Here is a 12,588-nt window from a genome sequence, read left to right as displayed (position 1 = left end):
TTGACCTTCAAAATCGGACGCCACCTTCCTATAAACAGCACAGACACTCCTCACAAGACAGGACAAACCCCATGGATTTCGGCATTTCCGGCAAACGCGCCCTCGTTCTCGCCTCCTCTCGCGGCCTTGGGCTGGGCATTGCCACGGCGCTGGCCAAGGAAGGCGCAAACGTTCTTCTCGTCGGCAGAAGCGGCGAGAAGCTGGCTGCAAACTGCAAGGCAATCAATGCGCTCGGCAAAGGTAAGGCCGACTGGGTCTGGGGTGATCTTGCCGATGACAATTTCGTCGAGGCCATGGTTCAGGCCGTGAACGACAAGCTGGGCGGCATCGATATTCTCGTCAACAATACCGGCGGCCCGACGCCCGGCCTTGCACAGGAGATGACGACCGAGAAGCTCGACACCTTCTTCCAGTCGATGGTGCTGCGGGTCATCACGCTCACCAACGCGCTGTTGCCGCAGATGAAGGAACAGGGCTTTGGCCGCATCCTCACCGTCGCCTCATCCGGCGTGTTCGAACCCATCGCCAATCTGGCGCTCTCCAACACCCTGCGCGGCGCGCTGGTGGGCTGGAGCAAGACGCTGTCCAGCGAAGTGGCCGGTTTCGGCATCACCTCCAACCTGCTTCTGCCCGGCCGTATCCACACCGACCGCATCGACGAGCTGGACGGCGCCAACGCCAAACGTCTGGGCAAAAGCGTCGAGGAAATCCGTGAAGCTTCGGTCAAGAGCATTCCGGCCGGTCGCCTCGGCACGGTGGAAGAATTTGCCGCCGCCGGCGCTTTCCTCTGCTCGGTGCCGGCAAGCTATATCACCGGCACGATGCTGCGGGTGGATGGCGGCGCAGCGAAGTCGAACTGACAGCCGCCAACACATACACCCGTCAGGAGACCGTTTCGTAGATCACGAAGCGGTTTCGGCCGGTATTCTTGGCTTCGTAAAGGGCCGTGTCGGCGCGGCGCAGAACGTCGCTGGCGCTTTCACCGGGATTGGCAAAAGCGATGCCGGCCGAACAGCTATAGCGGAAATCCGGCATATCCCCGAGCGGTGACGCATCCGCCAGCGACGACAGCAGCCCCTGCATGACGGCCTCGGCGTTATGCATCCGCGAACCGCCAAGGACCAGCAGGAACTCCTCTCCGCCGATCCGGCCGATGAGATCGTCGCGACCGACGCTCGCGGAAAGCCGCGCGGCGAAATCCTTGAGAACCAGATCGCCGCAGGCATGTCCGAAGCGATCATTCACCGCCTTGAAGTGATCGATATCCATGATGATGACGGCGAGCGCCTGCGCCTTGTTGGGACCGAGCATGTGATTGAGGCTATCCATGGCATAACGGCGGTTGCCGAGACCGGTTAGTTCGTCGCTCAACGCCGATTTCAACGCCCTGTCGCGCTCCTGCCGCAGATCGCGCAATTCGATGCCGAGTTCGGAAATATCGGTGATCACGCACAGCATCCAGCCGCCCGGCAACGTCGTTTCAGTCGTCAGCACCCAGCGCCCGTCATTGAGACTGGTCTCAATGGTGCGGAAGGGCAGCTTGCCGCGCCGCGTTCTGGCGGAACGCAGCCAGAGTTCGAAATCGGAGGTTTCGACGGCGGTGCCGGTGGAACTGCGATACCCGCTACGCATAAGGTCCACCCAACTCGGAAAACCAGCCGGGCCGATGCCGAGCGCCTTGCGAAACACCGTATTGGCGAAACGCAACTCGTCGCTGCCGTCAAAAAGCGCATAACCCTGCTGCGACGCTTCCATGAGGTTGAGAAGCTGCCGGTTGAAAACCGCGATCTCGCCCCGCACCGACTCGGGACAGTCCAACGGCACGTCTTCCAGGAGGGAATTGGTCATCTTGCGGGACATCAAAATTTCCGGGTTGGGAAGTCAACAGGTGAAACGCAATATAAGAACTTCGATTTATATTCTTCGAGTATAAAGTATTTAGTACATGTGGACCCGACCGTTGCCTTGCCACCTAATCTTCCGATTTGTACCATTATAACCGCAAACCCCTAAAGATATTGTAGAAAACTATCTGCATTCTTTCATGCTCGCATAAGCAAATCGTTTACCATCCGCTGCCCTATAGATGTTTCCCCAGCCCCCTTCAGGCAAAGGGGACAGCCCCTCCGGCAGCGATCGGCCGAAAAACGGCGGCCGACGCTTGCCATTCCATCTGCCCTGTGCAATCAACCGCCCTCCTCTGACATCGGGACGCCAAAGGCATCCCTTATTTTCACGCCGGGCCACCCAAGGGCCGGGCGAATATTTCTTTCGGCGACAAGGATATGGCGATGACGCAAAAGCGGGCACTTGGCCTCGATTTCGGCACGACCAACACGGTCATGGCTCTTTCCAACGGTAACGGCGACAGCCGTTCCATGCGTTTCACCAGCAGCGCCGGCACGGATGACAGCATGCGCACGGCGCTTTCCTTCATGAAGGATGCAGGCCTTGGTGCGGCCGCGCTGCATGTGGAGGCGGGCCATGCCGCCATCCGGCAATTCATCGACAATGCTGGCGACTGTCGTTTCCTGCAGTCGATCAAGACATTTGCGGCCTCGCCGCTGTTTCAGGGCACACTGATCTTCGCCAAGCGCCAGAGCTTCGAGGATCTGATGGAGGTGTTCCTGCGCAAGCTGAAAACCTATGCGGGTGACGAATGGCCGGGCGACGTCTCGACCGTCATCGCCGGCCGGCCGGTGCGTTTCGCTGGCGGCAATCCGGACGAAGCGCTGGCGCTTGCCCGTTATAACGAGGCGCTGACGCGCGCCGGTTTTCCGGAAATCCACTATGTCTATGAGCCGGTGGCGGCCGCCTATTATTTCGCCCAGAGCCTGAAGAAGGACGCCAATGTGCTGGTGGCGGATTTCGGCGGCGGCACCACCGACTATTCGCTGATCCGTTTCGAGACCCATGCCGGCAAGCTTTCCGCCACCCCCATCGGCCATTCGGGCGTCGGCGTGGCGGGCGATCATTTCGACTTCCGCATGATCGACAATCTGGTCTCGCCGGAAATCGGCAAGGGCAGCAAGTTCAAAAGTTTCGACAAGGTGCTGGACGTACCATCCGGTTATTACGTGAATTTCGGCCGCTGGAACCAGCTGTCGATCTTCAAGACCTCTAAGGAATTCACCGCTCTTAAATCGCTGGTGCGCTCGGCGCTGGAGCCGGAAAAGCTCGAAATGTTCATCGATCTGGTGGACCATGATGAGGGTTACCCGCTTTATCAGGCGATTTCCGCCACCAAGATGGCGCTGTCTTCGGCGGAAGAGGCAGAGTTCAACTTCACGCCGCTCGGCAAGGCCGGACGCAAGATGGTGAAACGCAGCGATTTCAACGGCTGGATCGCCGACGACCTCGCCAAGATCGAAGGGGCGCTGGACGAGGTGCTGGAAAAGACGCAGGTAGCCCCCGAAGCCATCGACAAGGTGTTCCTGACTGGCGGCACCTCCTTCGTGCCGGCGGTGCGGGAGCTTTTCACCCGTCGTTTCGATGCGGACAAGATCGAAACCGGTGGCGAACTGCTGTCGATTGCCCACGGTCTGGCCATGATCGGCGAAAGCGGCGACATTCAGCGCTGGACAGCGTGATTTACGGGTTCCCCGGGCGGGGAACATGGGATAATTTCCACCCATGATCGCCGCCCACGACCTCTCCCCGGCCGAACTTGCCGCCCTCCTGCATTTCCATGCCGATGCGGGCGTGGACTGGCTGCTGGAAGACCAGCCGCTCGACCGTTTTGCCGAATTTGCCGCCGCCCGCCCGGCCCGGCCGATGCAGGGGCAGGAGACGGGCGCAGCGGCGCGCCAGTCCAGCCAGCGACCGATGGAACGCAGCGGCGATACGCCCCAGCACTCGCCGCAGCAGCAGCCGAAACGCCAGGCACCGGCACGCGGCGCGCCACCTGCCCCCGCCATTCAGCAGAATGTTGCCATGCCGGACGAACAGGCCGTCGCGGCAGCGCGTTTTGCAGCCGAAAGCGCAAGATCGCTTGCCGAGCTGAAAACCGCGCTTGAAGGGTTCAGCGGCTGCAATCTCAAGAACAGCGCTCGCAGCACGATTTTCACCCAAGGCGACCCCGCGTCCCCTGTCATGATCCTCGGCCCCATGCCGGATGCCGATGACGACCGCGAGGGCCTGCCCTTCGCCGGCAAGACCGGGCTTCTGCTTGACCGGATGCTTGCAGCCATCGGCCTTGAACGCAGCACCATCATGCTTGGCAATGTCGTGCCGTGGCGGCCGCCAGGCAACCGCCCGCCGACTCAGGCGGAAATGGATATCTGCCGCCCCTTCATCGAGCGTCAGATCGCGCTGGCGGAGCCGAAACACCTGTTGCTTCTTGGCAACTTCACCGCACGTTTCTTCTTCGGCGGCACGGGAACGATCCATACGATGCGCGGACAGTGGCGTGATGTCGCAGCCGGGCACCTTGTTTTGCCGGCTCTGGCCAGCCTGCACCCGCAGGAACTTTTGAACGCTCCAGCCTCCAAGTCATTGGCATGGCAGGACTTATTGGCTTTTCAGACCAAGATTACGCAAGGCTGATTGCCTTATTTCTGCTCAGTGTAAACGAATTATGAAAAAAGCCATGCGCAATTCGCATAACAGCGACGCATTTGGCTGGCTTGCCGAATCCATGCTGCGCTGCGATATACCGTCGTGTCTTGGGAGGAATTCGGTTTTAAGGAACCAAGGCAATGACCACTCGCTTCCGTCCGGTGCATTCCGGCTTTGAAACGCTCCGTCTGGCGGGCCTCGGCCCACGCTCCAGTCAGGGTTACCATCGTTTCGGCGCTGCCGCTAACGAACAGATGACCGCACGCGCTGCCATGCAGCAGGTCCGCGTGACGCGTCCTTCGGCTGTCTTTGCGGATTTCCGCGAGCGCTGAGAGCATTCAGGCCAGTATAAAGCTGGTCCACATATATGATTGCGCGCTGGCGTCTTTCCTCGGGAAGGCGCCTTTTGCTTTTGTGGGTTTTGCTGAGAGAGACGGCGAGGTTATGAACCTTGCCAAATACTCTGACGTCATCCTCGGGCTTTTCGTAGTGTTGTCCGGTTCAGATTTCTGCACGCTCATGACATCAAATTGAGGGCACAAGGGTAGAATTTCTCTCGCGACGTCATCCTCGAGCTTGACCCGAGGATCTAATCACCTCAACAAAATCAAAACGTTGGCAGATCCTCGGGACAAGCCCGAGGATGATGTCGAGAGAAGAAATATCCGTCGTCATCAACTTCAACGGAACACATCGGGGAACGGCAACTTCACCCCTGCGGTGTCGAGGCCTTGCGTGCCGCCCGTCTCGCCAGCCCCAGCTGATGCTCGCGGAAAATGATGAAGATGCCGGCGAGGATCACGATCGCCGTGCCGATCAGCATGGTGAGCGTGGGGATGTCTCCGAACAGGACGTAGGAGACCGCGATCCCGAAGATGATGGAGCTGTATTCGAAGGGCGCGATGACCGAGACTTCGGCATGGCGGTAACTTTCGGTCAGAAAGATTTGCGCAATGCCGCCACAGATGCCGCTGGTGATCAGCAGCACGGCCTGCGTCATGCTCAGCGCGCTCCAGCCGAAGGGCACGCTCACCAGCGACAGCAGGGTGGCGGTGAGCGAAAAATAGAGCACGATGGTCGGTGTTTTTTCGGTATCGACCAGTTGCCGCACCTGGATCATCGCCAGCCCGCCAAGGGCTGCACCACACAGCACGGCAATTGCCCCCAGCCCCTCGCCGGTGGCAAAGCCGCCTTCGCGCAGAAGCGTCATCTTCGGCCATAAAATCACCAGCACGCCCATCATGCCGACGAAAACCGCACTCCAGCGATAGACGCGCACCTTCTCCCGCAGGATGAAAGCGGCGAAGACGACCGCCAGCAGCGGCGATGCGTAGCCAATGGCGATGAATTCCGGCAGCGGCAGCATGGTCAGCCCGTAAAAGCCGCAGGCCATGGACAGGATGCCGAGAAAGCCGCGCTTGAAATGACCGAGAAGATTGTTGGTGTGCAATGCGCTTGGCAGCGCATGCAGCCAGGCGAGATAGACGACAATCGGGATAATGGCGAAAGCGGAACGGAAGAAGGTGATCTGGCCGGCCGGCACATCGGGACCGGCGGCCTTGATACACGTCTGCATGACAAGAAAAAAGCCAACCGAAATCAGCTTCATGCTGATCCCGCGGAAGGGATTGGTCGGTTCGGCGTTCATTGGCAGTTACTCATATCGGCTGCGCAAACACGCCATCGGGAGACTTTTCATGCGGGTAGGACGACGCAGGGGAATTGGATTTGCGCAAGGCTAGAACATTCCTTCCGGCCTTTACATCAAAAAATGTTATTCACCCATGAATTCGGTTGATCTGGCAAGAGATTGTTCCCGCGGCTGTTGCCTTCCCGTCGGTCACTCCGGCCTCGAGCCGGGGAAGAATCAGACTAAAACCAAAACCCGCTAAAATTTGAAGAAAATAAAATACAATTTCAGCAATCGTTCAACATTTGCTGCGATGGTCCATGGGTCCGGCGGCGGGAGGATCGTCTGCATGACCGGTAAAGCCTTTTATGGCGGGACAGAATGTCCTCCGATGCGCACATGAACGTGACGAATACTCCACCTATTTTACATCCCGGCCTTATGACGACATGATGGCGGGAAGACCACGCTAAGTTATTCAGGAACAGTCATGCGAACAGACACGGGCCAGATCGTTCACCTGGCAGATTACCGCCCCACCGATTTCGTTCTGGAGCGGGTGGATCTCACCTTCGAACTCGACCCCAAGCATACCAAGGTCGAAGCCCGTTTGATCTTTCACCGGCGCGAAGGCGTCGACCCACAGGCACCGCTTGTTCTTGATGGCGACGAGCTGACGCTTTCAGGCCTGCTGCTCGATCAGGTCGAGATCCCTGCCAGCCAATATGACGCGACGCCCGACAGCCTGACCATCCGTAATCTGCCGGCGGAAACGCCCTTCGAGATTTGCGTCACCAATTACATCAATCCGCAGGTCAATACGCAGCTGATGGGGCTTTATCGCACCAATGGCGTTTATTGCACCCAATGCGAGGCGGAAGGTTTCCGCCGCATCACCTATTTCCCCGACCGTCCCGATGTTCTGGCGCCCTATACGGTGACGATCATCGCGGCGAAGGAAGGCAATCCGCTGCTCTTGTCGAACGGCAATTTCCTCGGCGGTGGCAACTACGATGAAGGCCGGCACTTCGCCGCCTGGTTCGACCCGCATCCGAAACCCAGCTATCTCTTCGCACTCGTCGCCGGCGATCTCGGCGTGGTGGAAGACACGTTCACCACGGTTTCCGGCCGTGAAGTGGCGCTGAAAATCTATGTCGAGCACGGCAAGGAGCCGCGTGCGGCCTATGCGATGGACGCGCTGAAGCGTTCGATGAAATGGGACGAAGAACGTTTCGGCCGCGAATACGACCTCGATATCTTCATGATCGTCGCCGTCTCCGATTTCAACATGGGGGCGATGGAGAACAAGGGTCTCAACGTCTTCAACGACAAATTCGTGCTGGCCGACCCGGAAACCGCATCTGACGCCGACTACGCCAATATCGAGCGCATCATTGCACATGAATATTTCCACAACTGGACCGGCAACCGCATTACCTGCCGCGACTGGTTCCAGCTGTGCCTGAAAGAAGGCCTGACGGTTTATCGCGATCAGGAATTTTCCGCCGACATGCGCTCGCGCCCGGTCAAGCGCATCGCCGATGTACGCCACCTGAAATCGGAGCAGTTTCCGGAGGATTCCGGTCCGCTGGCGCATCCGCCGCGTCCCGATACCTACCGCGAAATCAACAATTTCTACACGACGACCGTTTATGAAAAGGGTGCCGAAGTCACCCGCATGATCGCCACGATCCTCGGTGCTGACGATTTCAAGAAGGGCATGGACCTTTATTTCGAACGTCATGACGGCGAAGCCGCAACGGTTGAAGATTTCGTCAAGAGCTTTGCCGATGCCAGCGGCCGCGATCTGTCGCAGTTTTCGCTGTGGTATACCGAGGCTGGCACGCCGCTGGTCTCCGTCTCTTCCGCTTATGATGCCGGCAAGGCCACGTTCAGCCTGACGCTGGAACAGACCGTGGCGCCGACACCCGGACAGCCGGTAAAACAGCCACGGCACATTCCGCTGTCGCTGGCGCTGATTCTCGACAATGGTCAGATCGCCGAGCCACAGACAGTCGCCGGCGGCGAATATCGGGATGGTGTACTGCACCTGACCGAGCGCAACCAGACCTTCTCCTTCTCCGGCATTTCGTCGCGGCCCGTGCTGTCGATCAACCGTAGCTTCTCGGCACCGGTAAATCTGCATTTCGAGCAGAATGCCGCCGATCTGGTGCAGATCGCCCGGCACGAGACGGATATGTTTGCCCGTTTTCAGGCGCTGACCGATCTCGCCTTGCCGGCACTGATTGCCGCCACCAAAGCCGTGCAGAACGGCGCTGAAGTGCGCACGGACGCCGAACTCATCGCAACGCTCATTGAAATCGTCGGCGATTCCTCGCTCGAGCCCGCTTTCCGCGCACAGGCGCTGGCGCTGCCAAGCGAAACGGATATCGCCCGCGAACTGGGTGGCAATACCGATCCGGACGCCATTCACAAGGCGCGCAACGCCACCATAAAGGCGATCGCAACAGCCGGGCTTGAAACCTTCAGGCAGCTTGCGGAAGCGGCGGGTAACGGCGAGGCCTACAACCCGGATGCGGACAGTGCCGGACGACGCTCGCTGCGCAACGGCGCGCTCAGCTTCCTTGCCTTTGCCGAGGAAACCCCTGCCCGTGCGGCAAAAGCCTATGCCGACGCCACCAACATGACCGATCTCGCCCATGCGCTCAGCGTATTGACCCAGCGTTTCCCCGACAGTGCCGAGACGAAAGAAGCGCTTACGGCTTTCGAAACGCGCTTCGCCGACAATGCGCTTGTTCTCGACAAGTGGTTCTCGCTGCAGGCCGCCATTCCCGGCGACGGCGCGCTTGATCGCATCAAGGCGCTGATGAAATCGAAACATTTCATCGCCACCAATCCGAACCGGGTGCGTTCGCTGGTCGGCACGCTTGCCTTCGCCAACCCGACCGGCTTTCACCGTGCCGATGGCGCGGCCTATCGGTTCCTGGCGGAACAGATCATCGCCATCGACAAACGCAACCCGCAGCTTGCCGCGCGCATTCTCACCTCCATGCGTTCATGGCGGTCTCTGGAGGCGAGCCGCGCCGAACACGCCAGGGCGGCACTTTCGACCATTGCTGACGCCAACGGCCTGTCCACGGATGTGAGCGACATTGTCGGGCGCATCCTGAAGGGCTAACCCAAACTTCCGCTTTGCCATCATTTCGAACATGCCGATACGCCGTCTTGATATCCATCAAGGCGGCGTAATGCATTGCGCAACATGATGGTCTCAAGGGGCCAAACCGGCCCGGCAGCAGGAAGGAATTGCAGATGACCGACATGTCCAGGGCCAGCGCTTCGTTTCAGCGCTTCATGACGGACGCTCCCGCCCACAATGCGGCATGGCTTCACGCCGTGCAGAAACTGGTTGTGGCATCCACGCTTGATGTGAAGACCCAGAGCCTGATCTATATCGGCATTCTGGCCGCCCTGCGCCTTGAAAGCGGCATCGCCTTTCATGTCATGGAAGCCAAGGCGCGTGGTGCAAGCCGCGACGATATCATCAGCGCGGTGCTGACCGGTCTGCCGGCCGCCGGAAACGGCGTCGTCAGCGCGCTTGGCCCCGCTCTCGACGCCTTCGACGGCGTCTGAAAGCCGCTTCCCCCGCCTCCCGCGACAGCCGGCACTGGAGTGCCGGATCACTGATTTCGCTCATAATTCCCGACTTCGACGGGGCTGGGCGAAACCGTCCCGAAAAAATACGGAGTCGGTTCAAGGGGTTAAAATTCTTTTAACTTTTGCCTCTGGACAGGGCGAATCGCATTTGATTCACTAGCCATATTCGAGCGGCGGCGCTTCGAATCATGGGGACATCACAAAGGCGGGACAATGACGAACGTGCGGCGGGCGACTGCGGGCGATGAGCGGCCGTATGCCAAATTTTCTGATCTTGCGGCCTGGGGCGAGAAGCTCTCCAGCGACCTGATGGGTTTGATGAATGGTTCCGACCGCCCGGCGCCGCAGGTCGAGACGCTGCTGAAGCGGCTGATCCCCATTCTCATCCTCGCCTTTCTGGTCGTTGTTGCAGCCTCGCGCATGCTCGGCATCGTTGCCGAATACAGCCGCATGGAAGAGGCCGCCCGCCACTCCACCGCACTCACCGCGCTCACCGCCAAGGCGGCCCTCGTCAACAACGGCACGGTCTTCACCTCGCAGGATCGCGCCCGGGCCGAGGCAAGCCTTGTCGCAGCATTGCCATCGGGCAGCCTTGCCGATGGCACCATGGTGCTGCTCTCCGGCAGCAATGGCCGGATTTTTGCCGGCGCCGGCAAGGAAGCGATGCTCTATATCGGCACGTCGCTTCCCGCCCTGCTTCCGGAAATCGCCATCGTACAGCGTTTTCCCGGCTCCCCCGGCACCATCGAGACCAATATTGACGGCCAGCAGCATTATGCGACGATGATCCCCTTCGGCGACGACGGCGCGATGGTGATTGCGGCGCGCTCGCTGCAGCCGATACGCTCCTTCTGGCGCAGCGAAATCGCCATGAATGTCACGCTGTTTGCCGGCATCTCCTCGATCCTGCTCGTGGTGCTTTACGCCTACTACATGCAGGTGAAGCGCGCCCGCGACGCCGACGACATCTTCGCTGAATCCAACCTGCGGGTGGAAACGGCGCTGTCGCGTGGCCGCTGCGGATTGTGGGATTTCGATCTTTCCTCGCGCCGCATGTTCTGGTCCGGCTCGCTTTACGAAATTCTGGGTATGCCGCCCAAAGCTGCACCACTCTCCTTTTCCGATGCTGCCCGGATGATGCATTCGGAAGACGGCAATCTCTATGAGCTTGCCCGTGCCGTCGGCTGCGGCAACCTGCGCCAGATCGACCAGATTTTCCGCATGCGCCACGCCAAGGGCCACTATGTCTGGCTGCGCGCCCGCGCCCAGGTCATTCGCACCAGTAACGGCCCGCGCGTCATCGGCATCGCCATGGACGTCACCGAACAGCATCGCCTGGCCCAGCGTTACGCCGAGGCCGACCAGCGCCTTGCAGATGCGATCGAATCCACCTCGGAAGCCTTCGTGCTTTGGGACAAGAACGACCGTCTGGTGATGTGTAACACCCACTATCAGAAGGCCTATGGCCTGCCGGACAGCGTGCTGGTGGCCGGCACGGAAAAAAGCACCGTGCATGCGGCGGCAGCCCGCCCCGTGGTGGAGCGTCGCGTGGCCGATGCCGACCAGTCCGGTCTGTCGCGCACCACGGAAGTGCAGCTGGCCGACGAGCGCTGGCTGCAGATCAACGAACGCCGCACCCATGATGGCGGCCTTGTTTCCGTTGGCACCGATATCTCGCTGCTCAAGCGCCATCAGGAACGGCTGCGCGATTCCGAACGCCGGCTAATGGCGACCATCGGCGATCTCTCCGCCTCACAGCACAAGCTGGAGCGGCAGAAGACCGAGCTTTCCGACGCCAATGCCAATTACCTCGCCGAAAAAGAGCGCGCTCTGGCCGCCAACCGGGCGAAATCCGAATTCCTGGCCAATATGAGCCATGAGTTGCGCACGCCGCTCAACGCCATTCTCGGCTTTTCCGAAATCCTGCAGAACGAAATGTTCGGGCCGGTCGGTTCGCCGAAATATTCTGAGTATGCCCGCGATATCCATGACAGCGGCAAGCACTTGCTCAATGTCATCAACGATATTCTCGACATGTCGAAGATCGAGGCGGGCCATATGCGCATCAACCGCGAGACCATCGATCTCGCACCACTGATCGAGGAAACGCTGCGTCTGACCGCCATTCAGGCTGAGCAGAAGAACATCACCGTGCAGCAGAAGGTCTGCGCCGGACTGACCATGCAAGGCGACCGCCGCGCCATGAAGCAGATCATGCTCAACCTTCTGTCAAACGCCGTAAAATTCACCGGCGATGGCGGCCGCATTGCGCTGCGCACCCATGTGCATGAAGCCGCGATGATCCTCACCATCGCCGATACCGGCATCGGTATTCCAAGTCAGGCGCTGGAAAAGATCGGTCAGCCCTTTGAGCAGGTGCAGAGCCAATATGCCAAGAGCCAGGGCGGCTCCGGTCTCGGGCTTGCGATTTCCCGCTCGCTTGTGAAGCTGCATGGGGGAACGATGAAGATACGGTCCTGCGAGGGCCGGGGTACGGTGGTGACGATTATTATTCCGCATGCGGCGGGGCATTGTGGGACGGTGCATTGAATATTGGCAGTCCGGGCTTACCCCCCTCTGCCCTGCCGGGCATCTCCCCCACAAGGAGGGAGATCAGCGAGAAGGATGCTCACCGACAAATTCACAACGTTTGAGATGATCGAGCGATTGCCGCGGGTCGATCTCCCTCCTTGTGGGGGAGATGCCCGGCAGGGCAGAGGGGGGTAAGCCACACCCACCAACCCTAACCACCATTCTTCACCGTCCCCACAAAGACCTTCCGC

Annotated in this window: 9 protein-coding genes; 7 read left to right on the top strand and 2 right to left on the bottom strand. The window is 59.8% G+C overall.

Annotated elements, in window-relative coordinates; all coding sequences use genetic code 11:
• Window positions 1–71 precede the first annotated feature (71 nt).
• Window positions 72–860, top strand: coding sequence for an SDR family oxidoreductase (locus JZX89_RS27970; RefSeq protein ID WP_207136078.1), 789 nt, complete (start codon window positions 72–74; stop codon window positions 858–860).
• A gap of 22 nt (window positions 861–882) precedes the next feature.
• Here JZX89_RS27970 and JZX89_RS27965 read toward each other — a convergent pair whose 3' ends face one another.
• Entirely contained in the window at window positions 883–1,860 is a 978-nt protein-coding gene (locus JZX89_RS27965) for a GGDEF domain-containing protein (RefSeq protein WP_207136077.1), read from the bottom strand.
• 431 nt (window positions 1,861–2,291) lie between these two features.
• Between JZX89_RS27965 and JZX89_RS27960 the strand changes: the two genes are divergently transcribed.
• The 3 genes from JZX89_RS27960 to JZX89_RS27950 all read left to right on the top strand — a co-directional run bounded on the left by JZX89_RS27960 (window position 2,292) and on the right by JZX89_RS27950 (window position 4,889).
• Window positions 2,292–3,590 (top strand): Hsp70 family protein, encoded by a 1,299-nt coding sequence (locus JZX89_RS27960; protein ID WP_207136076.1) that lies wholly within the window; start codon window positions 2,292–2,294, stop codon window positions 3,588–3,590.
• Between the two features lie 43 nt (window positions 3,591–3,633).
• Window positions 3,634–4,545, top strand: coding sequence for a uracil-DNA glycosylase (locus JZX89_RS27955; RefSeq protein ID WP_207136075.1), 912 nt, complete (start codon window positions 3,634–3,636; stop codon window positions 4,543–4,545).
• A gap of 152 nt (window positions 4,546–4,697) precedes the next feature.
• Complete coding sequence (locus tag JZX89_RS27950; RefSeq protein WP_003509784.1) at window positions 4,698–4,889, top strand: hypothetical protein; 192 nt, start codon at window positions 4,698–4,700, stop codon at window positions 4,887–4,889.
• A gap of 377 nt (window positions 4,890–5,266) precedes the next feature.
• Here the strand turns inward: JZX89_RS27950 and JZX89_RS27945 are convergent, their stop codons facing one another.
• On the bottom strand, window positions 5,267–6,205 hold the full coding sequence (locus tag JZX89_RS27945; protein WP_207136074.1) for a DMT family transporter: 939 nt from the start codon (window positions 6,203–6,205) through the stop codon (window positions 5,267–5,269).
• Between the two features lie 472 nt (window positions 6,206–6,677).
• On the opposite strand from JZX89_RS27945, the gene pepN reads away from it, so the two are divergent.
• From pepN to JZX89_RS27930, 3 genes are all read left to right on the top strand, one after another.
• On the top strand, window positions 6,678–9,326 hold the full coding sequence (gene pepN, locus JZX89_RS27940) for an aminopeptidase N (protein ID WP_207136073.1): 2,649 nt from the start codon (window positions 6,678–6,680) through the stop codon (window positions 9,324–9,326).
• A gap of 134 nt (window positions 9,327–9,460) precedes the next feature.
• Window positions 9,461–9,781 (top strand): carboxymuconolactone decarboxylase family protein, encoded by a 321-nt coding sequence (locus JZX89_RS27935; protein WP_207136072.1) that lies wholly within the window; start codon window positions 9,461–9,463, stop codon window positions 9,779–9,781.
• 237 nt (window positions 9,782–10,018) lie between these two features.
• On the top strand, window positions 10,019–12,355 hold the full coding sequence (locus tag JZX89_RS27930; RefSeq protein WP_149898916.1) for a PAS domain-containing sensor histidine kinase: 2,337 nt from the start codon (window positions 10,019–10,021) through the stop codon (window positions 12,353–12,355).
• Window positions 12,356–12,588 lie beyond the last annotated feature (233 nt).

This window comes from Agrobacterium burrii (assembly GCF_017313405.1).
GTDB lineage: Bacteria > Pseudomonadota > Alphaproteobacteria > Rhizobiales > Rhizobiaceae > Agrobacterium > Agrobacterium burrii.
This window is presented reverse-complemented; position numbering and strand designations above follow the sequence as displayed.

Bases quoted from the DNA above. Each gene is read 5' to 3' on its own strand.
- JZX89_RS27970 (WP_207136078.1), top strand. From the start codon at position 72: ATGGATTTCGGCATTTCCGGCAAACGCGCCCTCGTTCTCGCCTCCTCT.
- JZX89_RS27965 (WP_207136077.1), bottom strand. From the start codon at position 1,860: ATGTCCCGCAAGATGACCAATTCCCTCCTGGAAGACGTGCCGTTGGAC.
- JZX89_RS27960 (WP_207136076.1), top strand. From the start codon at position 2,292: ATGACGCAAAAGCGGGCACTTGGCCTCGATTTCGGCACGACCAACACG.
- JZX89_RS27955 (WP_207136075.1), top strand. From the start codon at position 3,634: ATGATCGCCGCCCACGACCTCTCCCCGGCCGAACTTGCCGCCCTCCTG.
- JZX89_RS27950 (WP_003509784.1), top strand. From the start codon at position 4,698: ATGACCACTCGCTTCCGTCCGGTGCATTCCGGCTTTGAAACGCTCCGT.
- JZX89_RS27945 (WP_207136074.1), bottom strand. From the start codon at position 6,205: ATGAACGCCGAACCGACCAATCCCTTCCGCGGGATCAGCATGAAGCTG.
- pepN (WP_207136073.1), top strand. From the start codon at position 6,678: ATGCGAACAGACACGGGCCAGATCGTTCACCTGGCAGATTACCGCCCC.
- JZX89_RS27935 (WP_207136072.1), top strand. From the start codon at position 9,461: ATGACCGACATGTCCAGGGCCAGCGCTTCGTTTCAGCGCTTCATGACG.
- JZX89_RS27930 (WP_149898916.1), top strand. From the start codon at position 10,019: ATGACGAACGTGCGGCGGGCGACTGCGGGCGATGAGCGGCCGTATGCC.